The sequence below is a fragment of the Actinoplanes sp. NPDC051343 genome, assembly GCF_044455125.1.
Taxonomy (GTDB): Bacteria; Actinomycetota; Actinomycetes; order Mycobacteriales; family Micromonosporaceae; genus Actinoplanes.
Map to the genome: position 1 here is coordinate 319,396 of NZ_JBITEL010000009.1, position 24,977 is coordinate 344,372.

26 protein-coding genes, 1 tRNA gene and 2 pseudogenes are annotated in these 24,977 nt (G+C 71.2%); 13 read left to right on the plus strand and 16 right to left on the minus strand.

The window, feature by feature from the left end; translation table 11 throughout:
- The first annotated feature begins 12 nt into the window (after nt 1–12).
- Genes ACIA5C_RS29470 through ACIA5C_RS29480 form a run of 3 tightly spaced genes read left to right on the plus strand, consistent with a single transcriptional unit; the run spans nt 13 to nt 2,706 of the window.
- Nucleotides 13–903: an SIS domain-containing protein gene (locus ACIA5C_RS29470; protein WP_396060282.1), complete on the plus strand. Its 891-nt coding sequence runs from the start codon at nt 13–15 to the stop codon at nt 901–903.
- Nucleotides 900–1,823 carry a 1-phosphofructokinase family hexose kinase gene (locus ACIA5C_RS29475; protein ID WP_396060285.1) on the plus strand — a complete coding sequence of 308 codons (924 nt, stop codon included), beginning with the start codon at nt 900–902 and terminating at the stop codon, nt 1,821–1,823. Before ACIA5C_RS29470 ends, ACIA5C_RS29475 begins: the two co-directional genes overlap by 4 nt.
- Before the next feature lie 34 nt (nt 1,824–1,857).
- Entirely contained in the window at nt 1,858–2,706 is an 849-nt protein-coding gene (locus tag ACIA5C_RS29480; protein ID WP_396060287.1) for a ketose-bisphosphate aldolase, read from the plus strand.
- Nucleotides 2,707–2,752: 46 nt separating this feature from the next.
- Here ACIA5C_RS29480 and ACIA5C_RS29485 read toward each other — a convergent pair whose 3' ends face one another.
- The 4 genes from ACIA5C_RS29485 to ACIA5C_RS29500 all read right to left on the minus strand — a co-directional run bounded on the left by ACIA5C_RS29485 (nt 2,753) and on the right by ACIA5C_RS29500 (nt 5,857).
- Nucleotides 2,753–3,544, minus strand: coding sequence for a hypothetical protein (locus ACIA5C_RS29485; RefSeq protein WP_396060290.1), 792 nt, complete (start codon nt 3,542–3,544; stop codon nt 2,753–2,755).
- Complete coding sequence (locus ACIA5C_RS29490; RefSeq protein WP_396060292.1) at nt 3,541–4,188, minus strand: response regulator transcription factor; 648 nt, start codon at nt 4,186–4,188, stop codon at nt 3,541–3,543. The genes ACIA5C_RS29485 and ACIA5C_RS29490 overlap by 4 nt, the downstream gene beginning before the upstream one ends.
- Entirely contained in the window at nt 4,176–5,345 is a 1,170-nt protein-coding gene (locus ACIA5C_RS29495) for a sensor histidine kinase (RefSeq protein WP_396060295.1), read from the minus strand. The genes ACIA5C_RS29490 and ACIA5C_RS29495 overlap by 13 nt, the downstream gene beginning before the upstream one ends.
- 68 nt (nt 5,346–5,413) lie before the next feature.
- Nucleotides 5,414–5,857, minus strand: a complete 444-nt coding sequence (locus ACIA5C_RS29500) for an ATP-binding protein (RefSeq protein WP_396060298.1) — start codon at nt 5,855–5,857, stop codon at nt 5,414–5,416.
- A gap of 118 nt (nt 5,858–5,975) precedes the next feature.
- On the opposite strand from ACIA5C_RS29500, the gene ACIA5C_RS29505 reads away from it, so the two are divergent.
- Nucleotides 5,976–6,851, plus strand: coding sequence for a helix-turn-helix transcriptional regulator (locus ACIA5C_RS29505; protein ID WP_396060301.1), 876 nt, complete (start codon nt 5,976–5,978; stop codon nt 6,849–6,851).
- A gap of 81 nt (nt 6,852–6,932) precedes the next feature.
- On the opposite strand, the gene ACIA5C_RS29510 is transcribed toward ACIA5C_RS29505, so the two are convergent.
- Nucleotides 6,933–7,008, minus strand: a tRNA-Asn gene (locus ACIA5C_RS29510).
- A 183-nt stretch (nt 7,009–7,191) separates the two neighbouring features.
- Between ACIA5C_RS29510 and ACIA5C_RS29515 the strand changes: the two genes are divergently transcribed.
- Entirely contained in the window at nt 7,192–7,479 is a 288-nt protein-coding gene (locus ACIA5C_RS29515) for a hypothetical protein (protein ID WP_396060304.1), read from the plus strand.
- 72 nt (nt 7,480–7,551) lie between these two features.
- On the opposite strand, the gene ACIA5C_RS29520 is transcribed toward ACIA5C_RS29515, so the two are convergent.
- The 10 genes and pseudogenes from ACIA5C_RS29520 to ACIA5C_RS29565 form a co-directional block, all read right to left on the minus strand.
- Entirely contained in the window at nt 7,552–8,490 is a 939-nt protein-coding gene (locus ACIA5C_RS29520) for a hypothetical protein (protein ID WP_396060306.1), read from the minus strand.
- 415 nt (nt 8,491–8,905) lie between these two features.
- Complete coding sequence (locus tag ACIA5C_RS29525; RefSeq protein ID WP_396060309.1) at nt 8,906–10,063, minus strand: YihY/virulence factor BrkB family protein; 1,158 nt, start codon at nt 10,061–10,063, stop codon at nt 8,906–8,908.
- A gap of 177 nt (nt 10,064–10,240) precedes the next feature.
- Nucleotides 10,241–11,050 (minus strand): ABC transporter permease, encoded by an 810-nt coding sequence (locus ACIA5C_RS29530; protein WP_396060311.1) that lies wholly within the window; start codon nt 11,048–11,050, stop codon nt 10,241–10,243.
- Nucleotides 11,051–11,063: 13 nt separating this feature from the next.
- Entirely contained in the window at nt 11,064–11,822 is a 759-nt protein-coding gene (locus ACIA5C_RS29535) for an ABC transporter permease (protein WP_396060314.1), read from the minus strand.
- 16 nt (nt 11,823–11,838) lie between these two features.
- On the minus strand, nt 11,839–12,762 hold the full coding sequence (locus ACIA5C_RS29540; RefSeq protein WP_396060317.1) for an ABC transporter ATP-binding protein: 924 nt from the start codon (nt 12,760–12,762) through the stop codon (nt 11,839–11,841).
- Between the two features lie 66 nt (nt 12,763–12,828).
- Nucleotides 12,829–13,356, minus strand: coding sequence for a hypothetical protein (locus tag ACIA5C_RS29545; RefSeq protein ID WP_396060319.1), 528 nt, complete (start codon nt 13,354–13,356; stop codon nt 12,829–12,831).
- Nucleotides 13,353–15,236: a DNA primase gene (dnaG, locus tag ACIA5C_RS29550; RefSeq protein ID WP_396060634.1), complete on the minus strand. Its 1,884-nt coding sequence runs from the start codon at nt 15,234–15,236 to the stop codon at nt 13,353–13,355. Before dnaG ends, ACIA5C_RS29545 begins: the two co-directional genes overlap by 4 nt.
- 78 nt (nt 15,237–15,314) lie before the next feature.
- A pseudogene (locus ACIA5C_RS29555) lies at nt 15,315–16,016 on the minus strand (LAGLIDADG family homing endonuclease); the annotation flags it as partial.
- A pseudogene (locus ACIA5C_RS29560) lies at nt 16,005–16,196 on the minus strand (CHC2 zinc finger domain-containing protein); the annotation flags it as partial. The pseudogenes ACIA5C_RS29555 and ACIA5C_RS29560, both read right to left, overlap by 12 nt.
- A gap of 11 nt (nt 16,197–16,207) precedes the next feature.
- Nucleotides 16,208–17,422: a deoxyguanosinetriphosphate triphosphohydrolase gene (locus ACIA5C_RS29565; RefSeq protein WP_396060322.1), complete on the minus strand. Its 1,215-nt coding sequence runs from the start codon at nt 17,420–17,422 to the stop codon at nt 16,208–16,210.
- 101 nt (nt 17,423–17,523) lie between these two features.
- Between ACIA5C_RS29565 and ACIA5C_RS29570 the strand changes: the two genes are divergently transcribed.
- Nucleotides 17,524–19,017: a methyl-accepting chemotaxis protein gene (locus tag ACIA5C_RS29570; protein WP_396060325.1), complete on the plus strand. Its 1,494-nt coding sequence runs from the start codon at nt 17,524–17,526 to the stop codon at nt 19,015–19,017.
- Here ACIA5C_RS29570 and ACIA5C_RS29575 read toward each other — a convergent pair.
- Entirely contained in the window at nt 19,014–19,367 is a 354-nt protein-coding gene (locus tag ACIA5C_RS29575; RefSeq protein WP_396060328.1) for a VOC family protein, read from the minus strand. The genes ACIA5C_RS29570 and ACIA5C_RS29575 overlap by 4 nt on opposite strands.
- Before the next feature lie 132 nt (nt 19,368–19,499).
- Here ACIA5C_RS29575 and ACIA5C_RS29580 point away from each other — a divergent pair, with 132 nt between their 5' ends.
- From ACIA5C_RS29580 to ACIA5C_RS29610, 7 genes are all read left to right on the plus strand, one after another.
- Nucleotides 19,500–20,000, plus strand: coding sequence for a DUF4388 domain-containing protein (locus ACIA5C_RS29580; RefSeq protein ID WP_396060331.1), 501 nt, complete (start codon nt 19,500–19,502; stop codon nt 19,998–20,000).
- Between the two features lie 153 nt (nt 20,001–20,153).
- Entirely contained in the window at nt 20,154–20,501 is a 348-nt protein-coding gene (locus ACIA5C_RS29585) for a hypothetical protein (RefSeq protein ID WP_396060333.1), read from the plus strand.
- Nucleotides 20,502–20,521: 20 nt separating this feature from the next.
- Entirely contained in the window at nt 20,522–21,769 is a 1,248-nt protein-coding gene (locus ACIA5C_RS29590; RefSeq protein WP_396060335.1) for a MarR family transcriptional regulator, read from the plus strand.
- A 43-nt stretch (nt 21,770–21,812) separates the two neighbouring features.
- Complete coding sequence (locus ACIA5C_RS29595) at nt 21,813–22,304, plus strand: roadblock/LC7 domain-containing protein (protein WP_396060338.1); 492 nt, start codon at nt 21,813–21,815, stop codon at nt 22,302–22,304.
- A gap of 65 nt (nt 22,305–22,369) precedes the next feature.
- Nucleotides 22,370–22,741 carry a hypothetical protein gene (locus tag ACIA5C_RS29600; protein ID WP_396060340.1) on the plus strand — a complete coding sequence of 124 codons (372 nt, stop codon included), beginning with the start codon at nt 22,370–22,372 and terminating at the stop codon, nt 22,739–22,741.
- A gap of 54 nt (nt 22,742–22,795) precedes the next feature.
- Nucleotides 22,796–23,929, plus strand: coding sequence for a tRNA dihydrouridine synthase DusB (dusB, locus tag ACIA5C_RS29605; RefSeq protein WP_396060343.1), 1,134 nt, complete (start codon nt 22,796–22,798; stop codon nt 23,927–23,929).
- A 99-nt stretch (nt 23,930–24,028) separates the two neighbouring features.
- Entirely contained in the window at nt 24,029–24,772 is a 744-nt protein-coding gene (locus ACIA5C_RS29610; protein WP_396060346.1) for a hypothetical protein, read from the plus strand.
- Nucleotides 24,773–24,977: the final 205 nt, after the last annotated feature.

Consider the following 24,977-nt stretch of genomic DNA (forward strand, 5'->3'; position numbering starts at 1 on the left):
GAAGGACGTCTCGTGACCGACACCTCTTTGAAACTCGGACAGACCACCGCTCAGGAGATCGGCAGCCAGCCGGAGTGCTGGGAGCGGGCCTCTTCTCAGAAGATCACCGGGCTGCCGGCCAAGGGTCAGCGCGTGCTCGTGCTGGGCTGCGGCACCTCGTACTATGTCGCCGCCGCCTACGCGTGGCTGCGCGAGCAGGCAGGTCACGGCGTCACCGACGCTCTGATCGCCTCCGAGCTGCCGCCGATCGTCCGCGACTACGACCGCGTCATCGCGATCAGCCGCTCCGGCACCACCACCGAGGTCGTGCAGGCCCTCCAGGCGCTGCCCGCCGGCACCCCGGTCACGGCCGTGCTCGGCGAGCTGGGCACGCCGGTCGGCGACCACGCGACCGACATCGTCGACCTGTCCTACGCCGACGAGAAAAGCGTTGTGCAGACCCGTTTCCCGACCACCCTGCTCACGCTGCTGCGCACACATCTCGGTCTGGAGACCTCGGACCTCCCCGGTCAGGCCCGCTCGGCGCTGGCCGAGGCGACGACCACCCCGGCCCCGCGCCAACTGGTCGTGCTCGGAACCGGCTGGGCGGCCGCGCTCGCCCAGGAAGCGGCCCTGAAGTGCCGCGAGTCGGTCGGGATGTGGGCCGAGGCCTACGCGAGCGGCGAATACCGCCACGGCCCGATCAGCGTCGCCGGCCCGGGCACCCTGGTCTGGGCGCTGACCGAGCTCACCCCGGTGCAGGTCGAGGCCATCGAGGCGACCGGCGCGACCGTACGCCAGGGCACCCGCGACCCGCAGGCCGAACTCGTCGCGATCCAGCGCCACGCCGTCGCCTGGGCCACCGCCGCCGGGCGCGACGCCGACGTACCCACACATCTGACCCGGTCCGTCGTGACCCTGTGATACTCGCGGTCTGCCTCAACCCGGCGGTCGACGTCACCTATGTGGTCGATGCGGTGCGCCCCGGCGCCTCGCACCAGGTCTCGACGGTGCATCGGCGGCCGGGCGGCAAGGGCGTCAACGTGGCCCGGGTGCTGGCCCAGCTGGGCGAGCCGGTCACGCTCTGCGGTTTCGCCGGCGGCGCCCCCGGCCGGTGGCTCCGCGCTGCACTGGCCGGCTCGGGCGTGATCGACCGGCTCACCGAGATCGAGGCCGGCACCCGTCAGACGATCACGGTGGTCGACGACGCCGACGCCACCGTCTTCAACGAGCCCGGCCCCCCGCTGACCACCGACGACTGGACCCGCTTCACCGAGACCTTCGACGAACTGGCCAAAACCTGCGAGGTGGCGGTCATGTCCGGCTCGGTGCCGCCCGGCGCGCCGGGCGATGCCTACGGCCTTCTCGTACGCCGGGCCAAGCACCACAAAATCACGACGGTGGTCGATGCGTCCGGAAGTCAGATGCTGGCCGCGGCCGAAGCGGGCCCCACCGTCCTGGCCCCGAACCGTGCCGAGGCCGGCCTGCCCGACGCCGGCCCGGCTTCGCTGTTCGCCGCCGCATCGACCCTGGCCGGGCGCACCGGCAGCGCCGTGGTGATCTCCGCCGGCCGCGACGGCCTGGTCGCCTCGGACGGCCGCCACGGCTGGACCGCCACCCCGCCCCGCCAGGTCTCCGGCAACCCGACCGGGGCCGGCGACGCCCTGACGGCCGGCATCGCCCGGGGCCTGGCCCACCGGTCGCCGCTGCCGGACGTGCTCGCCGACGCCATGGCCCTGGCCGGCGCCGCCGTAGCCGCCCCGGTCGCGGGCCAGATCGACGAACCCCTGTACCGCGAACTAGCCGCATCCTCATCCGTCCAGGAGGTGGCCCCGTGCCCCTGATCTCCCTCTCCGACCCGGTCAGCGAGGTGGCGTCGTGCCGCTGATCCCCACGTCCGAACTGGTCCGCGAGGCGTGCGAGCGCCACTCGGCGATCGCGGCGTTCAACGTGATCACGCTGGAGCACATCGAGGCCGTGGTCCGCGGCGCCGAGGAGGCCGGCGCCCCGGTGATCGTCCAGATCAGCGAGAACGCCGTGAAGTTCCACGCCGGCCGCCCGATCCCCCTGACCCGCGCCGCCGCCGCACTCGCCGAGTCGGCCACGGTCGGCGTCGGCCTGCACCTCGACCACGTCACCGACATGGCCCTGCTGCACCAGGCCGCGGACGCGGGCTTCTCCTCGGCCATGTTCGACGCCGCCCACGAGTCCTATCCGGACAACGTCGCCCACACCGCCGCCGCGGTCCGCTGGGCGCACGACAACGGCCTGTGGCTGGAGGCCGAACTCGGCTACGTCGGCGGCAAGCCCGACGCCCCGGCCAGCGCCCACACCGCCGGCGTACGCACCGACCCGGACGAGGCCCGGCAGTTCGTGGCCCAGACCGGCGTGGACGCCCTGGCCGTAGCGGTCGGCAGCTCGCACGCCATGACCACCCGCACCGCCACCCTCGACCACGACCTGATCGCCGCCCTGGCCGCCGCGGTCCCGGTGCCGCTGGTCCTGCACGGCTCCTCCGGGGTCCCCGACGAGGACCTGTCCCGCGCGGTCGCGGCCGGCATCCGCAAAATCAACATCGGGACGGCGCTGAACATCGCGTACACCCACGGCGTACGGGAATTCCTCGACCACGACGCCAAAGTGGTCGATCCCCGGAAATACCTGTCCCGCACCCGCACCGAGATGACCGGCGTCGTGCGGCACCTGCTCGGCACGGTCGGCGCCTGAGGCCCTATCGGCCGCGCACCACGCCCTCGATGGTGAACAGCCGAGGTCACCAGCCGCCGGCGAAGAAGCCTTCGAGGCCGGGTTGCGGGTGGGCGGCCGTGGTCGCGTTGGCGACCACGATCACGGCCAGGGTCAGCGCGAGCAGCGGCGTGAAAACGCCGTACGCGGCCAGCAGCCGCCGGGTTCGCCGGGACGAAGCCCGGGTGAACCGGCGCCACAGCAGGACGGTCAGAGCGAGCAGCACGGGAACCACGATCGCGCCCTCGATCGCCATCACCGCGTGGAACTTGATGTAGTCACTGGTGATCGCCTCGAGGGCGGGCGGGTGGTGCCCGTCGGCCAGCTGCTGCCTGACCTGGCTGAGCGTGGTGGCCAATCCGGCGTCGGAACGGGTGCCGGCGTCTCCGAACAGCATCGGCAGCAGCGAGCCGAACGGCGCCGCCATGCCGTGGATGTTGGCCATCACGGCCGCCAGCGAGAGCACCGCCAGGCCCGTGACCACGGTGCCACCGGTCGCCAGCGCGGCGGCCCGCAGACCGCCCGCCCGGAGAAAGCGCCGCCAGATGGCCACGCCGAGCCCGAGGAGCGCGACCAGCAGCGCGGCCGCGAGCGCGGCCTTGGCCACGTGGTAGCGGAACCAGTAGTCGACCACGCTCCGCATGGCCGGGTCGAAGGCCCGCTCGCCGGAACCCCAGTACCCGACGAACGCGCCCCGGAAGGCGGCAACGAGGCGACCCTGGGAGGTCAGGTCGGTGGTGGAACCGTTGGCCGCCAGGGTGGCCGGGGCGAGAACGAACGCGACCAGGAGAGCGACCGTGAGGGCGGCAAGCCTTTTCATGATTGACCTCGTAGATAGGTGAGTACGGCGAGGACCCGCCGATTGGTGTCGTCGCTGATCGGGAGGTGCAACTTGGCCAGTAGGTTGCCGATGTGCTTGCCCACGGCGGCTTCGCTCAGGTCGAGGGTGCGGGCGATCGCCGCGTTGGAGTGGCCCTCGGCGAGCAGCGCGAGCACTTCGCTTTCTCGCGGGGACAGGCGGCCGAGTGGGTCGCGACGGGCGAGCATCATGCGGCGTACGACCTCGGGGTCGACGACCGTGCCGCCGTCCGCCACCCGGCGGAGTTTCTCGACGAACTCGGCCACGTCGGCCACCCGGTCCTTGAGCAGATAGCCGATCCCCCGGCCGTCGCCCGAGGCGAGCAGCTCGCCGGCGTAGCTGTGCTGCACCCACTGACTCAGCGCCACCACCGCGAGGCCCGGGTGGGCGGCGCGGAGGGCCACGGCCGCCCGCAGCCCCTCGTCGGTGAAGCCGGGCGGCATGCGCACGTCGGTGACGACCAGGTCGGGGATGGTCTCCTCGACGGCGGCGAGCAGTGCGGGCGCGTCGCCCACCGCGGCGACGACGTCGAAGCCGAACCGGGCCAGCAGGCCGGCCAGCCCCTCGCGGAGCAGGACCGAGTCTTCGGCGATCACGACGCGCACGGCAACTCCACCCGCAGGATCGTCGGCCCGCCGGGCGGGCTCGACATCAACAGCCGGCCCCCGGCGGCCGCCGCCCGGTCGGCGAGACCGGTGAGACCGGTGCCCCGCGACGGGTCGGCCCCGCCCGGCCCGTCGTCGCGGACCTCGACGGTCAGCAGATCGCCCGAGCGCCGGGCGGCGACGGCGGCGTGGCCGGTGGCGGCGTGCTTGGCCGTGTTGGCCAGAGCCTCCGACACCGCCGCGAACGCCACCGTCTCCGCTCCGGGCGCGAATCGGCCGGCGACCACGTCGACCGTGATCCGCAGCGGGCTGCCGGCCGCCAGCTCCTCGACCGCGGCCCGCAGGCCGAGCTCCCGCAGGGTCAACGGGCTGATCCCGCGTACGAGATCGCGTAGCTCCGCCATCAGGGCCTTGCCCTGTTCGAGAGCCGAGGTCAGAGCCTCGGCGGCGGGCGATCCGGCCGGCAGGTCGAGCTTGGCCAGGCCGAGCTGCATGGTGAGGCTGACCAGCCGCTGCTGGGCGACGTCGTGCAGGTCACGCTCGATCCGCATCCGCTCGGCGTCGAACGCGTCGGCCATCCGCGCCCGCGAGCGGGTCACCTCGACCAGCCGGGCCTCAGCCGGGTCGGGCAGGGCACCCAGCAGCCTCCGCGCCACCGCGGCGTGCCCGGAGGCGAACACCGACGCCAGCCCCAGCACGACCGGGACCAGCACCAGCCCCAGCGCGAGGCGGCCGGCCACGTCGCCGATGGCGTTCGCGGTGGCGATCCGGTGATAGACCGCGATCGGCGTGGAGACCACGAGCGCACCGGCCAGCGCCATCACGCCGAGCCACGGCGGCGCGACGACGACCAGCAACAGGGTGTACGTCAGCGCACGCCACGCGCCGGGATCGGGGGAAGCGGCCGGCAGCCGCAGGCGCCATCGCTCGACCACGGCCACCGCCGTCGCGAGCCGCGGACCCAGAAACACGAGCAGGCCCGCGCTGACCAGCCCGAGCACCGCCGCGATCACCAGGTGGGTGTCGGTCGGCCGGTCGCGCACCAGCAGCACGGCCACGACCAGCGGCGTCAGCGGGACCGACAGCACCACCCACAGCAGGCTCGCGGCCAGCGCAGTGGTCACGGTCGCCGCGAGCGCACGCCACGTTCTCGTCATGGCGACCAGCTTGGCGAATCCGCGCGGCGCAAACCATGACACCAGGGCGACTCTTCAGGTATGCCTAGCTATACCCCGTCAGGCGCGGTACGCGGGAACGACGCCCAGATGTGCTTGGTGGACCCGGTCGCGTACCAGCCGACGTCCAGCGAGAACGACCGGGCGATGAGCAGCCCGCGGCCGCCCCCGTCGGCCGGCCGGGCGTCCACCAGTTCGGGAAGGTTCTCGAGGTCGTCGTCGGCGACGTCGAGAACGAACTCGTCGTCGGTACACAACAGCCGGATCACCGTGGGCGGCCGGCCGTGCCTGATCCCGTTGGTGGCGAGTTCGGTGGCCACGAGCACCACCCGTTCGGGGATGTCGTCCAGGCTCTCGCCGGCCACCAGCGGGTTCCCGGTCAGCGCTTCGTACAGGTTCGCCCGCAGCATTCTCAACTCGGCCGTGGTGTTGAGAACCCAGGCGTGCAGCTCCTGGGCCTTCGGCGGTGGCTGTGATGTTCGGAGGTTGCCCATTCGCAATGAGATGCCCAACTCACCGTGGTTCCATTCCGACCTGCCCCGATCGGGGCCCGGCTTGGCAGGTAATGACAGGACCCCTCTGCCGCCCGCCGCGGACCGTACCGTGGCTGGCATGGACACCCAGGGCGACGTACGCGAGTTCCTGGCCTCCCGGCGCGCCCGGATCACGCCCGAACAGGCCGGACTCCCCAACTTCGGCGGCACCCGCCGGGTCGCCGGGCTGCGCCGGGCCGAGGTGGCGATGCTGGCCGGAGTCAGCCCCGACTACTACACCCGTCTGGAACGCGGCAACCTGTCCGGCGTCTCCGACAGTGTCCTCGACGCCATTGCCCGCGCCCTGCAACTCGACGAGGCGGAGCACTCCCACCTGCACGACCTGGCCCGCGCCGCCAACACGAGCCCGCGGGCCCGGCGGCGCCCGCCGAAGCAGCAGATCCGCCCCGGGATACGGATCCTGCTCGACGCCATGACCGACGCCCCCGCGTTCGTCCGCAACGGCCGGCTCGACGTCCTCGCGGCGAACCTTCTCGGCGAGGCGCTCTACTCGCCCGCCTTCGCCTCCGGCCCGCGACCGGTCAACCTGGCCCGGTTCTGCTTCCTCGATCCGGCCGCCGACGACTTCTATCCCGACTGGAAGGGCGCCGCGGACACCACCGTCAATCTGCTGCGCACCGAGGCCGGCCGCGACCCGTACAACAAAGCACTGAGCGAACTGGTCGGCGAGCTCGCCACCCGCAGCGACGACTTCCGCACCCGCTGGGCGGCCCACAACGTGCGCCTGCACCACACCGGCGCCAAACAGTTCCAGCACCCCGTCGTGGGCCGGCTCGACCTGGCGTTCGAGGCGATGCCGCTGCCCGCCGACCCGGGACTGACCCTGACCGCCTACAGCGCCGAAGCGGGCACCCCGGCCCACGACGCGCTACGCCTGCTGGCCAGCTGGGCCACAGCCAGCAGCCCGGCGCTGCACACCTCGGCCGAGCAGTAACCACCCGCCGCCCATTCGTCAGGGCCGGCTAGGGGCCGGAACGAGAAAAGGCCACCCAAGGTGGCCTTCGAACTGCTGCTCTGGCTCCCGCAATAGGACTCGAACCTATAACCTGCCGGTTAACAGCCGGCTGCTCTGCCAATTGAGCTATGCGGGATCGTGCTGGCACCCACCCTTCCTGGTGCCGGGGAACAGAGTACATGACGGGCCGGCGTCCGCGCGAAGGGGTTCCCCGGGCGCGCCGTCGCCGGGGAAACTCGGCCCGCAGGAGTATCCGACGGGAAGGATGGGTATACCCGCAGTGACGCAGGCGCGTCACCGAACGGAAGGAGCCGCCATCATGCGCGGAAAGCTGATGTTCATCACCGGTCTCGCGGCGGGCTTCGTCCTGGGCAGCCGTGCCGGCCGGGAGAAGTACGAAGAGATCCGGGCGAACGCGAAGAAGGTCTGGGAGAACCCGACGGTGCAGGAGGCCGCGGGGGTTGCTCAGGCGCAGGCCACGAAGCTCTACAGCGAGAGCAAGGACAAGCTGCAGTCGACGAAGTTGGGCGAGAAGCTGCAGACGTCGTCGTCGGACTCTCAGCCGCTGAGCTCGTCGAACAGCACCACGTCCGGCAGCACCGTCTAACTCTGCCGGATTTGCCGAAGGCCGTTCCCCTTCCCCCCGGGGGGCGGCCTTCGGCCTGCCCGGGGGTCGGAATCAGCGGGCCGCGCAGGGTTCGTTCTCCGGCGCGAGGCCGAGGGCGGCGAGCTCCGCCCGGAGGTACGCGAGGTCCGACGCGATCTGTTCCGCCGAGGGGTCGTCGACGTGCCGGGCGAGCGTCAGATATTCGGTGCGGGGACCGTCGGGGCCGAGCAGCATGGCGAGGGCCGCGCGCCAGGCGTCGAGCCGGGGGCCGGGGGCCGCGGTGAGGCGGACTTCGATGATCGAGAGCCCGGCGTCGAAGAGCGTTTCCAGGCCGGCGACCGGGTCGTCCCACGTGCGGGTGACGTGGTCGAGGTCGAGGCGCACGCCGAGGCGGTCCTTGTCGATGCGGGCGAGCGCGGCCACGGTTTCTTCGGGGCTGTCGAGCGCGTACCCGGAGGCGGTGTGGAATCCGACCCGGACCGCGCGTCCGGTTTGCCAGGCGATGTCGGCGAGGCCGCCGGACAGGCGGCGGAGGATGCCGGTGCCGGTTTTCGCGGTCTCCTCGTCCCAGTGGTCCTTGGGCGCGAGCCCGATGGTGTTGACGGCGCCGCGGACGGTTTCGTCGGGCAGGAGGTCGACGAGGACGCGGGCGAGGTCGAGCGTGTATTCGCGCCGGGCCGGTTCGTCCCAGAAGAGCTGCTCGCCGCCGCCCTCAGCGAAGGGTGAGCCGTTCTCCTCGTCGAAGGACAGTCCGCTCAGCGTGACGACCTCGAGCCGTCGGGCGTCGAGTTCGGCACGCAGCCGGGTGCGGATCCGTGCTCCGGTGGCGAGGGCGGCGGCGAGCGCGGGCGGAAGCCAGAGGCTCACGCCGAGCGAGTCGGCACCGATCATGGTGCGGACCGCGGCATAGGTGTCGAGCTGGGCGATCACCTGGGCGACCCGGCGGGCGGGCCGGGGGGTGATCTCGTAGCCGAGGTGCACGATGCGGCCGGTCGGGTGTCGCAGCCGCATCAGAGTCCTCCCTGGACAAGGGCACCGGTGCATCTGCACGTGCATTCGCGCGTGCTAGCTGATCCAGTATGGACCATGTGGGCCCCGGTGCTCGAAGTGCGCGCCGCGGGCCGACGGGTTGCCATGACGCCCTCCATCCGTGGGTCACTTGCCCACGAATACGAGCGTCATGTGCCACCGGGATCAGCGGCGTACGGTCCGTGCGATGCGGTGACCGGCCCGGACATGATCCAGGAGGGCCCACCGAATCGGCATCCATGGATGACTGGGGCAGCGGTGACCAGCCGGTAAGAGTGTTTCCTGGCAAGCCGCCACGCCTCAGAGTGCGAGAGCGGATGTGCGCTAATTGCACACTCGGACACGCACGCGACGATCACTCGTGCGGGTGCACCGGTCGGGAAATCTACGGGTCGTATCAGCCCGCGCTCAGACCGTGCTCGCTGCCCTTCTTGATCTTGCGATCGTCCCGGAGCTCGAGGAACGGCTCGTCGTTCGGGTCGTGGCCGGCCGCGATCGCCCGGCCCCGCTCCAGCTCGGCGTCGAGCTCGGCGCCGAACAGGATCGCGATGTTCGAGATCCAGAGCCAGACCAGGAACGCGATCACGCCGCCGAGGGTCCCGTACGTCTTGCTGTAGTTGGCGAAGTTGGCCAGGTAGATCGCGAACGCGCCGGACGCGATCAGCCACAGCACGACGGCGAAGATGCCGCCCGGGCTGATCCAGCGGAAGCCGCCCGTCTTGGCGTTCGGGGAGGCCCAGTAGAGGATCGCGAACATCAGGCTGACCAGGATGATCAGGACCGGCCACTTGGCGATGCTCCACACGGTCACGGCGACGCCGCCCATGCCGAGCTTGCTGCCGACCACCTCGGCCAGGGAACCGGTGAACACGACGATGACCGCGGAGAGGATGAGCATCACGCCGATGACCGCCGTCACGCCGACCCGGATCGGCAGCGTCTTCCAGATCGGCCGGCCCTCGGGCACGTCATAGACCGCGTTGGACGCCCGCATGAACGCCGCGATGTAACCCGACGCCGACCAGAACGCCAGCACCACACCGATGATCGCCGCGAAGCCGGCCGAGCCCGAGCCCTGGACCTGACTGAGGACGGTGTCGACCAGGTTCTCGATCTGCTTGTTACCGGCGATCTGGCGGACGGTGTCCTGAACCGTGCCCTTACCGTTCGGGCCGAGCAGACCCACGATCGACACCAGCACCAGCGCGCCCGGGAAGATCGACAGCACCCCGTAGTAGGTGAGCGCGGCGGCCCAGTCGCCCAGGTTGTCGACCGAGTACTGCTTGAAGGTCCGCTTGACCGCCGCCATCAGGCCCTTGGCCCGCAGCTCGCTCGGCTTGTCCGGGCCGGCGTCGGGCGGCAGCGCGTTGATGTCCTTCGCCTCCACACCCGGGGTCTCGGTGGTGGCGGCCGCCTCGAGGTCGTAGTCCTTCTTACCGCGCTCCCAGGCGTCCTCGTCGTCGCGGTGGCCGTGCCGGGGCTCCGAGGCCTCGGCCCCTCCGTGCGACGTCTTCGCGTCGGCCGATTCGTGCTTCCGGTGACCAAGGAGCTTCATCGCGGGTGCCTCCAGCGCGGCAGGAGTCGGTCATATGCCATCGGCCGCCGCCCGCACGGGTCACTCCCCGCCGCCGCGCGACAGCGGCCTGACCTGCTCATGCCCGCCGCGTCGCACCCTTAACCACACTCCGTAGCCCACCCGTGGCGATTCGTGCCCACGAGGACCAGATGTCCGTTACTTGCACAGGAGGGTGTTCATGCGCCGCCCCGCGATGGCCAGGCCGACCGCCATGAGAGCCGCCAGGTAGGCGACGTCGATCAGCTGGGTGCGGCCGAACGCCCCGGCGCTCAGCGCGCGGATCAGATCGACCGCGCGGTAGAGCGGCGAGAACTCGACCAGCCAGCGGAGCGCGGCCGGGTACGAGGTCGGCGGGACGAACGTGCCGGAGAACAGGAACAGCGCGAACTGGGCCGAGGCGATCAGGTCGAACTCCTGCCAGCTGCGGATCAGCGTCGACACGGTCATGCCGAGCGCACCGAAGGAGAAGCCGACCAGGATCGTCGCCGGGAACATGGCCAGGGCGTGCAGGGCCGTGGTCAGATGCATCAGCACCATGATGATCAGGAAGGCGGCGGAGTAGAGGGCGCCGCGGACCATCGCCCAGCTCAGCTCGCCGAGGGCGATCTCGATCGGGCGTACGGGCGTGGCGAGGATGCCGTCGTAGAGCCGCATGAACTTCATCTTCCCGAAGAAGTTGAACGTCGTCTCGGACAGCGCCCCGGTCATCGCCGAGGACGCCAGCATCGCCGGAGCCACGAACTCGGCGTAGCTGACCACCCGGCCGCCCGGCAGCGTCAGGTCGCCGATCAGCGCACCCACCCCGACGCCGATCGAGAACAGGTAGAGCACCGGCTCGACGAAGCCGGAGATCATCACGATCCAGTACGCCGAGCGCAGCGCGGCCACGTTGCGCTCGGCGACCCGCGCCGAACGCCGCCCGGTGCCCTCGAAGGCCACCAGTCGCGGCAGAACAAGTGTCACCACGGTCGAGCCCTCCTCAGACGACGAGCCGGCGACGGAACCGGCGGTGAGCGATCCACCAGCCGGCCGCGCACCAGGCGAGCAGATAGACGACGTGCCACAGCCCGGCCCAGCCGGGTGCCCGGCCGAGCGTCGCGTCGCGGCTCAGCTCGACGCCGTGCGACAGCGGCAGCACCCAGGCGACCCAGCGCAGCAGCACCGGCAGCGACTCGACCGGGAAGAAGACCCCGGAGAAGAGCGACATCGGCAGCACCGCGAACCGCAGCAGAATGGCCAGATAGCTGTCGGTGGTGACGGTGGCGCTGTAGGCGGCCGTCGGCGCGGCGACCGCGAGAGCGGCCAGCACCGAGGCGATCAGGGTCAGCGGCGCCCACCACGAGTGCAGCGAACCGAAGAGGGCCGCGATCACCAGGAAGACGCCGGCACTGGTCACCACCCGGAAAATCATGAAGGCCAGGTGGCCGCCGAGGATGTCGGCGACCCGCAGCGGGGCCGCCGCCTGGGCGAAGTAGACCTTCAGCCACTCGAAGTTGCCCAGCACCGGCCAGGTCGCCTCGCCGATCGCGCTCTGCACCGCGGTCGAGGCGATCAGGCCCGGCACGATCCAGTCGAGGTAGGACGCGCCGTCGATGCCCTGATCGACGTAGGAGCCCACCCCGAGGCCGAAGCCGACCATCGTGAGCAGCGGGATGACCAGCGAGGACAGCGCGCTGCCCCGCCAGGTGCGCTTGTAGTTGACCAGGTGGTATTCGAGCACGTAGACGCCGGGGGTCATCTCGGTCCACCCCTTCTTAATCGACCAGGGTGCGGCCGGTCAGGTGGAGGAAGACGTCCTCCAGGCTGCTGCGGCGTACGAACACGCTGACCGGGCTCAGCGAGCCCCGCTGCACCTCAGCCACCGCGGCGTCGCCGTCGGGCACGTAGAGCAGGATGCGGTCGGGAAGGACCTCGAGGCGCTCGGCCAGGGACTGGAGCTTCTCCGCGTACGCCTCCTGGCTGTCACCGGCGAACCGCAGCTCGACCACCTCCCGGGTCGAGTAGCGCTCGATCAGCTCCCGGGGCGACCCCTCGGCGACGATCCTGCCACCGTCCATCACCACGAGCCGGTCGCACAACTGCTCGGCCTCGTCCATGTAGTGCGTGGTCAGGACCAGCGTGACGCCCTGCTGCTTGAGCCGGAACAGCCGCTCCCAGACCAGATGACGGGCCTGCGGGTCGAGACCGGTGGTCGGCTCGTCGAGCAGCACGATCTCGGGCTCGTTGACCAGCGCCCGGGCGATCGTCAGCCGGCGCTTCATGCCACCCGACAGCGGCTCGACCTTGCTGTCGGCCCGCTCGCTCAGCTGCACGAACTGGAGCAGCTCGTCGGCCCGGCGGCGGGCCACCTTGCGCGGGATGCCGAAGAAGCGGGCGTACGTCGTCAGGTTTTCCCGCACGCTCAGCTCGATGTCGAGGTTGTCGAGCTGCGGGCAGACGCCGAGCTTGGCCCGGATGCGCGGGCCGTCGCGGCGCGGGTCGAGCCCGAGGATCTCGAGAACCCCCTCGGTCGGCGGCGAGACACAGCCGATCATGCGCATGGTCGAGCTCTTGCCGGCCCCGTTGGGCCCCAGGAACCCGAACGCCTCGCCCCGCTGGACGTCGACGTCGATGCCGGCGACGGCAGTGAAGTCGCCGAACCGCTTGATCAGGCCGCGCGCGCGAATGAGGGAGTCCACGCCTCAGACCCTAGACACCGGGTCTGACATATTTGCCGGCTCCGCTTCGCTCCGCGGGCGATCGCCTCAGTCAAGCGGCGCGATCGTGGCCTGCGCGGACGAGACCAGCTCGTCGGTCAGCTCGGCCACGGCCGGCAGCTCGACCGGGGTGCCCGCGTCGTAGCGGACGGCCCAGCTCAGGCCGTTCTCACCGCTCACCCGGCGGCCCACGATGCGCACGCCGCCGGTCGGCATCGGATGGTGGGTCGTATAAGCCACCGAGCGTGTCACCCGGGCGCGCACCTGATCGGGCATGTCACCGGGCGCCAGCAGCAGGAACGACACCACCGGGCCGTCGGCCAGCACCGCGTAGCCGGAGCGGGTCTGCGCCACCTCGGCCGGGGTGATCCGCAGCTCCCGGCCCGACCAGGCCGCCTTGTGGATCTCGTGCCAGCCGAGCCGCTTGCCGTCCGGCAGCCACAGCCCGCGGTTGGTCGCCACCAGCACGGTGTCCCCCGAGTCGCCGACCACCGCCCAGGTCAGGATGCGCTCGTCGGACTCCAGCGGCGGCCGGCGGTCGGCCGGAAGCTTGGGACGACGTCGAAAGAGGCTCACAGTCCACCTACTGCCTGATCGCGGAGGGCGCGCGCCTGCTGCTCCAGCGACACCAGATCGCCGGCGAGCGCGAAGTATTCATCCTTGTGGACCACCGGGTTGATCCGCTGGATCTTCGACTTGAGGTCACGGATGCGGGTGGTGACCGAGCCGACCTGGAGCCGGGCCATGGTGACCTGCACGTAGCGCGGATCGACGACCCCGTCGACCCGCAGCGGCTCGATCGCCAGCTCCGGGATCGAGGCCTTGGCGCCCAGGTCGTCACAGAGGTCACGGACCTTCTCGATCCAGACCACCCCACCGGTCGACGCCGACGACGCTCCCCCGGCCGCCTCGATCGCCACGCGGATGGCCTGATAGACCGGGTCGGCGTAGTTTTCCGGGCCGACCGTGTCGAACATCGGGCCGGCCATCACCGGCTCCTGCAGGGCCAGCTTCACCGACTCACGCTCGACCAGACGCTGCGGCGACTCCGCCGCCTTGCGCGCCGCCGCGGGAGAAGCATCGGCGCCGCGGGCCGCGGCATTCACCGCACGTTGTACGGGTTCCAGATCCATCCCGAGATCAGCGGCCAGCTTCCGGGCGTACTCCGGCCGCTTCTCCCGGTCCTTGATCTTCGCCACCAGCGGGGCGGCCTTGCGCATCGCGTCGACCCGGCCCTCCACGGTGTCGAGGTCGAAGCGGGCGATCGTGTGTCGCAGCGCGAAGTCGACGAGCGGCTCCCGGCCGGCGATCATGTCGCGTACGGCCAGATCGCCGCGCGCCAGGCGCAACTCGCACGGATCCATGTTGTCCGGACTGACCGCGATGAAGGTCCGCCCGACGAACCGCTGGTCCTCCTCGAAGGCGCGCAGCGCCGCCTTCTGCCCGGCCGCGTCCCCGTCGAACGTGTAGATGATCTCGCCGGTGAAGCTGTCGGAATCCATCAGCAGGCGCCGCAGCACCCCGATGTGATCGATCCCGAACGCCGTCCCGCACGTCGCGACCGCGGTCGGCTCGCCCGCCTCGTGACAGGCCATCACGTCGGTGTAGCCCTCGACGATCACCGCCCGGCCGCGCTTGGCGATCTCCCGTTTGGCCTGGTCGACGCCGTAGAGCACGTGGGACTTCTTGTAGAGCGGCGACTCCGGCGTGTTCAGGTATTTCGGGCCGTCGTCGTCGTCGAACAGCTTCCGCGCCCCGAACCCGATCACCTCGCCGCCCAGGTCCTTGATCGGCCACAGCAGCCGCCGCCGGAACCGGTCGATCAGCGACCCGGACCGCGCCGGCTTGGTGAGCCCGGCCGAGTTGAGCTCCTCGGCCGTATATCCCTTCTGCCGCAGATGCTTGGCGAGCGCGTCCCACGAGTCGGGCGCGAAGCCGCACCCGTACCGCTCGGCGGCGTCGCGGCCGAAGCCGCGCTGCGCGAGGAACTCACGCGCCTTGCGCGCGCCGGGCGTCCCCAGCTGTTCACGGTAGAAGTCGGCGGCGTCGACGTGCGCGGCGAGCAGCCGCTGCCGCTGCCCGCTCGGGGGCCGCGGCCCGGCCGGCGCCGAGTTGTCGGTCTCGTAGCGCAGCTGCAGGCCGGCCCGCGAGGCGAGCCGCTCCAGCGACTCGACGAACGACAGATGCTCCGCATCCATCAGGAACTTGATCGCGTCCCCACCGGCCCCGCAACCATGGCAGTTGCCGGTGAGGATGTTGTCCTCGAGAACGAAGGAGTGCGTGCCCTCGACCACGGGGCAGAAGACCTCTTCGACCTCGCCATGATCCTCGATCGCCTCGACGACCCAGCCGCGTCGCTCGTACTTCTTGCGGGCCCGGAGGAAGCGCTCGCGATGGGCGGCGATCAGGAAAAAGTCCTCGGGGAGGTCCTCACCCATCAGGGTGAGGCGGTACATCGGGCCGGTGCAGCCGATCTCACCGTTCGACCGTTGCAGGTCTGCGAACCCGGTGCGGATGTACTCGCGGATGCTGTAGGTGCCGACGCCGATCCGGGTGCACAGGTCGCGGACGTACTCCAGATGCTCGCGGTGGGCCGAATTCAGCGAAATACAGCCGTCGGCCGCCACGTCGCCATCGGCCGCGAAATAGCCCGCCAGCCACCCGAAAAGATAAGTCAGGGACTCGGTGAGCGGTGGCAGGTCGGTCTTGAAGTAGGCCGGGAGGTCGGTGACGACGATCTTGCCCGGCGACGAATAGGTGTCGCTGAGCGGGAACCACTTCAGCAGGTCACGATCTTTGTCCCCGTAGAGGACGGCGATGCTGCCCTTGTTGAGCAATGTGCCGTCGCCGAAGACGATCCCCCGAGCCACGCCGAACGGCGAGGGCGCCAGGGAATGGCCGCAGTCACGGGTCTTCAGAGCCCGCGGGAAGGCGTATGCCAGGCGATCGCCGACCTTGAGCTGGGAAGTCGTGCGCTCGGCCCGTCGTTCCGGACGACCGCCGCCACGGGTGCGCACGAACCACCGGTGCTCTGGGGTCGCCCGGATGGTCTTCCTGATGCCGTTGCGGGTGAGCCGCACGTGGAGCAGCGGCTGCTCGCCGAAGGAAAAGAACGGTGCTTCGACGAAGCGGCCGTGCGTGGTGATCACCCGATGGTGACCCCCGGCCAGCTCCCGGATCTCGCGGATGCCCTGGTCTGTGATCACCCTCGTCTCGCCGGCCAGGCAGTAGTACACGTTGCGAGCTGGGGAAACGTTGAAGGACGGCGTCTTCTCGTCGTGGAAGGGGCAGAGGCCCTTCAGGTTGCCACCGCCGGCTGGGCGCAGGGTGACGGATTCGCCGATGATGTCGGCGATGGTGGTCCGGTCCCGGACCAGCGCGATGTCCTCGTCCTTGACCCTGGCCACGGCAGACATCTTGCCTCGCGTCAGCCCGGCGCCGCCACCAGGGTCCGGTGCCAGGCCACGGCGGCGTGGTCGGTGAGCGACGCGACCTGGTCGATCACCACGCGTAGTGCCGCGGCATCACTCTGGGCGGCTTCGAACAAAGGCCGGAAGACCGGGTCAAGAGCTTCCGGCGTACGCGGTAAGACGTCGACGAGCTCAGCCAGGATCGTCCGCTGCTTCGCGTACCAGTCCTCGGCCGCCCGGGACCGCATGACGTAGCGCAACGCCATGCCCTTGAGCAGCGCGCACTGATCACGGACCGTGCGGGGGACGATGAGGTCGGCCTGGTAGCGCCGCACCGAGTCGGTGCCGTAGTGGCTCTGGGTGGCCCCGACCGCCGAGGCCACGAAACGGCCGGTCAGCACGCTGGTCATCCGTTTGAGGGCGACCTGGGAGCCGAACGTGCCGTCGTAGTCTGCGACGGCCGTCACGATCGGGTCGGCCAGCAGGCCCTCCAGGGAAACGACGAGGTCGTCCGCGGACTGGTCCGAGTAGCTGGCGGCGACATCGGCACAGAGCGCGGCCCGCTCGATCGGATCGTCGAGCAGGGGACGCAACGAGATGTAGGCCCCGTGCACGCCGTCCTCGACGTCGTGCACCGAGTACGCCACGTCGTCGGCCCAGTCCATCACCTGGGCTTCCAGGCAGCGCCGTTCACCGAGGCCGGCCGGGTGGATCCACTCGAACACCTCGAGGTCGTCGGAGTAGACCCCGAACTTGCGCCGCCCGGGCTGCCGCGGCCACGGGTATTTGCAGGTGGCGTCCAGGGAGGCGCGGGTGAGGTTGAGGCCGGCCCCCGGCACCTTGGCCTCGAGCCGGGTGAGCACCCGCAGGGTCTGTGCGTTGCCTTCGAAGCCGCCGCACGGTTCGGCGACCACGTGCAGGGCCGCCTCGCCGTTGTGGCCGAACGGCGGGTGGCCGAGGTCGTGGGCGAGACCGGCCACGTCGACGACGTCGGGGTCGCAGCCGAGGCGGGCGCCCATCTCGCGGGAGATCTGCGCGACTTCCAGCGAGTGGGTCAGCCGCGTACGCAGGAAATCGTCGGACCCGGCCGTGTGCACCTGGGTCTTGGATGCCAGCCGGCGGAAGCCGGCCGAATGCAGCACGCGGGCCCGGTCGCGCTGGTACGGCGTGCGTCCGTAGCCGCTGTCCTTGGCCGCTTCGGTGACCCACCGCCGGGCGTCGGACGCCGTCATGGATTCAGCCTAAGCGGGACGTCGTTGGTGCCGATGAGGAAGCCGTGGAGTCCGATTTGTCGGTAAAGAGCGGTCTGACGATTGTCGGCCGCCTTGTTGCCATGGTCGTAGCCGGCCTGGTGGCGGTCGTTCTGGTAGTCACGTTCGCGGTCTACAGCTCGTCGCGCCAGGCGGCCTCGAACCGGGACATCGCGCGGATCAGCGACGGCATGTCGCACCAATGGAACGCCGACATGATGCACGACGCCCTGCGCGCCGACGTGATGTCGGCGCTCTATGCGAAGGCCCCGGTCGCCGAGGTCACCGACCACGGGTCGGAGCTGCTGGACAACTACGACGCGGCGGCCGTCGAGGCGCCGGCGAGCCTGCAGGACGACTACACCCGGATCCGGCCGCCGCTGGTGGACTACGTCCGGTCGGCGACCGAGCTGGCGGAAAAACCCGCCCCCGCAGGACTGGCGGCCTATCTCGCTCTCTATCACCAGCTGGAGACCGACCTGTCCCAGCTGGACGACGCGATGATGGCCGCGGTGGAAGCAGCGAGCGCCCGCGGCACCCAAACCTCGCACACCAGTGATTGGATCATCCTGCTGGCCGGTGTGCTAGGTGCGCTGATCACCGCCCTGGTCGGATTGCGCACACTGCAGGCGATCCGCCGGCCGCTGCAGCAGATGCTGGCCGGGCTGCGCGCGGCCGCCCGCCGAGACCTCACCGCCGAGGTGCCGGTCACTCGGCGCGACGAACTGGGCGCGATGGCCCAGGCCCTCAACGACGCGCTCGGTTCCATCCGCACGACGGTGGCCGCCACGGCCGCCCGGGTAGGCACGCTCACCGAGGCGAGCGGCGACCTGCGTACGCTCGCGGGCCGGCTCGACGACTCGGCCGAGCAGACGTCGTCCCAGGCCCGGACCGCCGACGCCTCGGCCCGCAACGTGTCGGCGACCGTGCAGGACATGTCGGTCGCGACCGGGCAACTGGCCGGCTCGATCCGGGAGATCGCCCGGCAGACGACCTCGGCCGCGACCACGACCAACGCGGCCAACCAGAGTGCGGCCGAAACCGCCGAGGCAGTGGGCCGGCTGAGCGAGGCGAGCCGGGAGGTCGGCGCCATCGTCCAGCTGATCACCAACATCGCCGAGCAGACCAACCTGCTCGCCCTGAACGCGACGATCGAGGCCGCCCGGGCCGGCGAGATGGGCAAGGGATTCGCGGTGGTCGCCACCGAGGTGAAGGACCTGGCTCAGGAGACCGCGCAGGCGACCAGCGACATCACCGCGAAGATCTCGGCGATCCAGGAGATGACGGCCGGCACCGCGGACGCGATCGCCCGGATCACCGACATCATCACGGCGATCGACGACGGGCAGCGGACGATCGCGGCCGCCGTCGAGGAGCAGTCCGCGACGACCGACTTGATGTCACGCAACGTCGCCGAGGTCTCGTCGGCGGCCGGCGAGATCAGCGGCACGCTGTCGCACATCACCGCCTCGACCGAGCAGACCGCCGAGGGTGCGAACACCACCCGGCAGTCCGCCGAGCGGGTCAGCAGCGCGGCCGGCGAGATCCGCACCCTGATCGGCGAGTTCCGCTACTAGCCCTTTTTCGAGGCCAGCACGCAGAACTCGTTGCCCTCCGGGTCGGCCAGCACGACCCAGGTCACGTCACCCTGGCCGATGTCGACCGGGCGGGCTCCCATGTCGACCAGCCGCTCCACCTCGGACTCCTGATCGTCCGGCCGCAGGTCGATGTGGAGCCGGTTCTTCACCGTCTTGGCGCCGGGCACCGGTATGAACAGCAGGGCGGGCGTGCGGTCGCGGTCGCGGCGGATCTCCACCTCGTCGGGCGAGTCGTGCACGATCACGTACCCCAGCGCCTCGGCCCACCACCGGGCGAGCCGCGCCGGGTCCTCGGCGTCCACCACGATCTGCTCCCAGCTGCTCGGCATCGGGCCTCCTGCGCGTCACCGCAAAGTCATCGAAAAGTGGCGATCATGTTACGCGCCCGGGGTGATTCCGCCGCCCCGCCGGAGGGGGACCGCACCGGCCGTGCGACACACCCCGCGCCGCGCGGACTGAGGATGACCGATGTGATACCAGGCTCATCTGCGACCGCGACCCTCCGACGTCGACTCACCGAACTGGGCGAGACCGGCCGGACCGGCGCACTGCACGTCGGCGGACACCCGGGCGGCGTGCTCTATCTGGCGGCCGGGAGGATCGCGTACGCCGAAACCCCCGCCTGCCCCGGCCTCGGCGACCGCCTGGTGGCCAGCGGACGGGTGTCGGCCCGGGACTGGGCGGCCGCCGTCGCCGAGGGCCGCGGCGCCCACCGGGTCGGCCGGGTTCTGGTGCGCGACGGGCTGATCGGCGAGAACGAGCTGGCCCGGCGCGTGGTGTCGACGATCGCCGACGCCACCGGGGAGCTGCTGCAGGCCGAGACCGAAGGGCCGGTGCGCTTCGTGCCCGGCGAGCGGCACTGGCTCGGTGACATCACGCGGGTCGAACTCGGGGGCCTCGGCCATGCGACGGCTCAACGGCTCCGCGGCGTACCCGAAAAGCGCAAGCCGGCACTCAGATGAACCCCGCCGACGATGACGCACACCGGGTGCGACCGTCCGGTCGCACGGCACCTCAGGATGGCCAGCGGTGACGGCGCGTCGGCGCCGCCGCCACGGGGACAACCGCGCTGAGGGAGAAACGTGCCCGGCGTCGATCATTGCTTGCAGGAGGCCATGGCGATACCTGGCGCGGTCGGCGCCAGCATCGTCGACTACACCACCGGCTTCCCGGTCGCCACGACGGGAGCCGCACCGAACTCCGATCACGAGGCCGCAGCAGCGGGCACGGCCGACGTGGTGCAGGCCGCGACCAGCCGGTCGCTGTTCGTCTCGGCCATGCCGCACGACCTGCTGGAGGACCTCATCATCACCACCGCCGGGGGCTACCACCTTCTGCGGATCGTCCACACCGAATTCGACAGCCGACTGGTGCTCTATCTGTGGCTGGACCGGCAGCAGGGCAACCTCGCGGTGGCCCGGCGCCGGATGCAGACACTCGCCGCCGAACTCGTCGCCCGATGACCCACCCGGACGGAGGAACCGTGTCGTCCTCGAACGCGCCGGTCACCCTGCTCCGGCAGGCGGCCGGCGAGGGGTGGACGGGCGCACTGGTCGTCGGCGGCCATCCGGGCGGCACGGTCTACCTGGTCGAGGGCCGGGTCGTGCACGCCGAATCACCGGCCGCGCCGGGCGTCGGGGAACTGCTCACGTCATCCGGCCGGTTGGCCGCCCGCACCTGGCAGAACGCGCTCGACCTGGGCACCTCGACCGCCCGGGTCGGCCGGCTGCTCATCGAACAAGGTCATCTCACCCAGGGGGAGCTGGAGCTGTGCGTACTCGGGGCGATCTACGACGCCGCGTACTTCGTTCTCGCGCCGTCCCTGCTGCCGGCTCCGATGGAGTTCCTCGAGGGGGCGGCGCACTGGCTGGGACCGATCGTCCACATCGACCCGGCCGCGGTGATCCTCCAGAGCCGGCGCCGGGTGAAACTGCTCGACGAGATCTTCCCGGATCGGCGGGTGGACACCGCCCCGGTCAACCCGGTGCCCCGGCCGCCCTGGGAGCGGGTCTGGCTGACGGCTCCACAGTGGGAGCTGCTGGTCGCCGCCGACGGCCAGCGGACCCCGGCCGACCTGGCCCAACTTCTCGGACGGGCCGGCTTCGCGACGGTCCAGGAGCTGCGCCGCCTGGCGGCGCAGGGGTTGCTCGAGCTTCCGGAGGTACGCGCGGACGCGCCGGAGTTCGTCCGTCTCCCCCGGGCCGGCGGCACGGCGGCCGACGTGAAGCGGCCGCCGATACGGATGGACGACCCGCCGGCGCCGATGACCAGCGGACGAGCACCGGTGGTGGCTCCGGTGATCTCGGCGCCTCCGGCCCCCGTGGTCCCGGCGCCTCCGGCCCCCGTGGTCCCGGCGCCTCCGGCCCCCGTGGTCTCGGCGCCTCCGGCCCCCGTGGTCTCGGCGCCTCCGGCCCCTGCGGCTTCGCCATCTCCGGCACCGTCGGCGCCTCCGATGCCGGGGCCCCCGGTTCCTTCGGCCTCGGCGATGCCGGCTCATTCGATGGCGGGACCGCCGGCTCATTCGGGCTCGGCACCGCCGGCTCCTTCGACCCCGGAGCCTGCCGTCGACGGCGGCGCCAACCCGGGCGCCTACCGGCCGCCGCGGCTGGCCCGCCGGAAACCGGGCGCCAAGCTGCCCAAAGAACTGGCGGGCGAGCCGCCGCCGGTCCATCCCGGCACCGACGAAGTCCTGCTGAAGCGCATCCGCACCGCATTACGGGCCCTGCGGTGACGCGCGCACCCCCTGGAACCAGCCTGTTAAGGAGTGACCGAGGATGACGGTGGATCCGGCGGTGCTCGAGGAACTCGACCGCCTCCGCGGGCGGATGCCCGAACTGTCCGGCAGCGTGCTCGCCACCACCGACGGGCTGGTGGTCGCGCACGACGCCCACGACATCGAGCCGGACAGCCTGGCCGCCCTCGCCGCCGCACATTTCGCGCTGGCCCGCCGGTTTGCACACGCGGTTAACCACGGGGACCTGCGCGAGGCGGTGGTGGAGTGCGACCGCGGCTACATCACCACGTACACCGCGGGCCCGAACGCCCTGCTCACCCTCGTCACCTCGGGCGACGCCAACCTGGCCATGGTGCATCTGGAGGCGCGTCGTTGCGTACGGCGTCTTGTAAAGATCTTGGCGCTGGAAGCGCCCCAACCGCAGCTCCGGCCCGGGATTCCCACCCAGGCCGGGCCTCCGACGCCGCTGGCCCGGCGCACCCCGATGGCCACCCTGTCCAACAACGTCCGCCGCCACCAGGCGGCGGGTTGAGGTCCCACCGGTACCGCCACTGATCGGCGGACCGCCATCCCACCGCATAACGGAGGAACTCATCCATGGCTGACATGGACACCGCGCTCAAGGAAATCATGGAGATCGACGGCGCCATCGGTGTCGCCCTCGTCGACCACACCAGCGGCATGGCGCTGGGCACGATCGGAGGCGGCAAGGAACTCGACCTGACGGTCGCGGCCGCCGGCAACACCGACGTCGTGCGGGCCAAGCTGCGTGCGATGGAGATGCTCAACATCTCCGAGAAGATCGAGGACATCCTCATCACCCTCGACACGCAATACCACCTGATCCGGCCGCTCACCAGCCGCGCCGGCAAGGGCCTGTTCCTGTACCTGGCGCTGCGAAAGGACCGCGCCAACCTGGCGATGGCCCGCCACCACCTGCGCCGGGTCGAGAACGACATGGATGTCTGATTCGTCGGGCCGGCCTTTCCGGGCCGGCCCGGCTCCGTGGCATCCTTTTCTGTTGTGACCCCTTCGCTCAAGCTCGGCGAGCACGCCGTGAACCCGCCCGTCGTGCTGGCCCCCATGGCCGGCATCACCAACGTGGCGTTCCGGCGACTGTGCCGGGAACAGGGCGGCGGCGTCTACGTCTGCGAGATGATCACGACGCGGGCGCTGGTCGAACGGATCCCCAAGACGCTCAAGATGATCGCCTTCGCCGCGGACGAGGGTTTCCGCAGCCTCCAGCTGTACGGCGTCGACCCGGACGTGACGGCGGCGGCCGTACGCATGGTCGGCTCGGAAGGGCTGGCCGACCACGTCGATCTCAACTTCGGCTGCCCCGTACCGAAAGTGACCCGCCGCGGCGGCGGCTCCGCCCTGCCCTGGCGCCGCCGCCTCTTCGGCCGCATCGTCTCCCAGGCCGCGGCCGCCGCGGCCGAGTTCGGCATCCCGCTGACGATCAAGATGCGCAAAGGCATCGACGACGACCACCTGACGTACGTCGAGGCCGGCCTGATCGCCCAGGAAGCCGGGGTGGCGGCGGTCGCGCTGCACGCCCGCACCGCCGAACAGCGCTACTCCGGCAAGGCCGACTGGGACGCGATCGCCACCCTGAAACAGGCCCTCGACGTGCCGGTGCTCGGCAACGGTGACATCTGGGAAGGCTCCGACGCGCTCCGCATGGTTTCGCACACCGGAGTCGACGGCGTCGTCGTCGGGCGAGGCTGCCTGGGGCGGCCGTGGCTCTTCGCCGACCTGGAGGCGGCGTTCACGCAGGGTGCCTCCTACCAGCCGGTGCTGCCCACCCTGGGCGAAGTCGCCAAAATCATGGCCCGGCACGCCGCGCTGCTGGTCGACGCGCTGGAGGACGAACGCCACGGCTGCGCCGACTTCCGCAAGCACGTGGCGTGGTACCTGAAGGGCTTCCCGGTCGGCGGCGACCTGCGCCGCTCCCTGGCGATGATCTCGTCCCTGGCCGAACTAGACGATCTGCTCGGCAAGCTCGACGTCTCATTGCCGTTCCCGGTCGAGTCGCTGGGGCAGCCCCGCGGCCGGATCAACGCGCCGGGCAAGGTTTCGTTGCCCTACGGGTGGCTGGACAGCCGTGATGACGAGGCTGTGCCGCACGGGGCTGAGATGGAGAATTCCGGCGGGTGAGGGCGGATCGCTCTCCCGCGCTCTGCCTTTCCGCGGCCCGGCCGAGCCGCCCGTCCGTGGGCGGCTCCATCAGCGGCGGTGCGGCATGTGGGTGACTACATGCCGAGCGGAACCTGGATTCCGGTGGCGACGATGCCGGAGACCACAGTCGTGGCGGGGGCGGAAGCCGGCTCGAACGGGACCGACACGCCGGCGTCCGTCTCGGGCGCGCTGCCGCTCGCGGGCGTGGCCGGCGAGGTCTCGGCCGGGCCGGCGGAAGGCTCCTCGGCCGCCGGTGCGCCGCCGGCCGTCGTCTCCGTGCCCGGCGTCGTGGCGGCTGCCGGCTCGCTGGCCGGCTCGGTCGCGGATGCGCCGCCAGCCGTAGTGTCGGCCCCCGGCGTCGTGGCGGCTGTCGGCTCGGTGGCCGGCTCGGTCGCGGGTGCGCCGCCAGCCGTAGTCTCGGCTCCCGGCGTCGTGGCGGCTGTCGGCTCGGTCGCGGGTGCGCCGCCAGCCGATGTCTCCGCGCCCGGCGTCGTGGCGGTCGCCGGCTCGGTGGTCGGCTCAGCCGTCGGGGCAGCCGTCGGCTCGCCCGCGGGTGCCCCGCCGACCGTTGTCTCGGCGCCCGGCGTCGTGGCGGCCCCCGGCTCGGTGGTCTGCGGGGCGGCCGGCTCGGTCGTCGCCGCCGGCGCACCGCCGGCCGTGGTGGTGGGTTCGGTCGTGGCGGTCGAGGTCGGCTCGGGCGTCGCGGTCGGCTCCGGTGTCGCGGTAGCGGTCGGCTCCGGCGTCGCGGTCGCGGTGGGCTCGGTGGTCGGTGTGGCCGTCGGCTCGGTGGCCGGCGTGCCGCCTGCGGTCGTCGCGGGCTGAGCTGTCGGGTTGGCGGCCGGCGATTGGCCGCCGCTCACCTGATCCCCCGGGTTGCCCGTCGGGCCGCTGGGGTTACCGACGGGACCGCCCGCGTTGCCCGTGGCACCGCCCGCATTGTCCGTCGGACCGCCCGCATTGTCCGTCGGACCGCCCGCGTTGCCCGTCGGACCGCCCGCGTTGCCCGTCGGACCGCCCGCGTTGCCCG

Bases quoted from the DNA above. Each gene is read 5' to 3' on its own strand.
- ACIA5C_RS29485 (WP_396060290.1), bottom strand. From the start codon at position 3,544: ATGAAAAGGCTTGCCGCCCTCACGGTCGCTCTCCTGGTCGCGTTCGTT.
- ACIA5C_RS29495 (WP_396060295.1), bottom strand. From the start codon at position 5,345: ATGACGAGAACGTGGCGTGCGCTCGCGGCGACCGTGACCACTGCGCTG.
- ACIA5C_RS29500 (WP_396060298.1), bottom strand. From the start codon at position 5,857: ATGGGCAACCTCCGAACATCACAGCCACCGCCGAAGGCCCAGGAGCTG.
- ACIA5C_RS29505 (WP_396060301.1), top strand. From the start codon at position 5,976: ATGGACACCCAGGGCGACGTACGCGAGTTCCTGGCCTCCCGGCGCGCC.
- ACIA5C_RS29515 (WP_396060304.1), top strand. From the start codon at position 7,192: ATGCGCGGAAAGCTGATGTTCATCACCGGTCTCGCGGCGGGCTTCGTC.
- ACIA5C_RS29520 (WP_396060306.1), bottom strand. From the start codon at position 8,490: ATGCGGCTGCGACACCCGACCGGCCGCATCGTGCACCTCGGCTACGAG.
- ACIA5C_RS29525 (WP_396060309.1), bottom strand. From the start codon at position 10,063: ATGAAGCTCCTTGGTCACCGGAAGCACGAATCGGCCGACGCGAAGACG.
- ACIA5C_RS29535 (WP_396060314.1), bottom strand. From the start codon at position 11,822: ATGACCCCCGGCGTCTACGTGCTCGAATACCACCTGGTCAACTACAAG.
- dnaG (WP_396060634.1), bottom strand. From the start codon at position 15,236: ATGTACCGCCTCACCCTGATGGGTGAGGACCTCCCCGAGGACTTTTTC.
- ACIA5C_RS29565 (WP_396060322.1), bottom strand. From the start codon at position 17,422: ATGACGGCGTCCGACGCCCGGCGGTGGGTCACCGAAGCGGCCAAGGAC.
- ACIA5C_RS29570 (WP_396060325.1), top strand. From the start codon at position 17,524: ATGGTCGTAGCCGGCCTGGTGGCGGTCGTTCTGGTAGTCACGTTCGCG.
- ACIA5C_RS29575 (WP_396060328.1), bottom strand. From the start codon at position 19,367: ATGCCGAGCAGCTGGGAGCAGATCGTGGTGGACGCCGAGGACCCGGCG.
- ACIA5C_RS29580 (WP_396060331.1), top strand. From the start codon at position 19,500: ATGACCGATGTGATACCAGGCTCATCTGCGACCGCGACCCTCCGACGT.
- ACIA5C_RS29585 (WP_396060333.1), top strand. From the start codon at position 20,154: ATGGCGATACCTGGCGCGGTCGGCGCCAGCATCGTCGACTACACCACC.
- ACIA5C_RS29595 (WP_396060338.1), top strand. From the start codon at position 21,813: ATGACGGTGGATCCGGCGGTGCTCGAGGAACTCGACCGCCTCCGCGGG.
- ACIA5C_RS29600 (WP_396060340.1), top strand. From the start codon at position 22,370: ATGGCTGACATGGACACCGCGCTCAAGGAAATCATGGAGATCGACGGC.
- ACIA5C_RS29610 (WP_396060346.1), top strand. From the start codon at position 24,029: ATGCCGAGCGGAACCTGGATTCCGGTGGCGACGATGCCGGAGACCACA.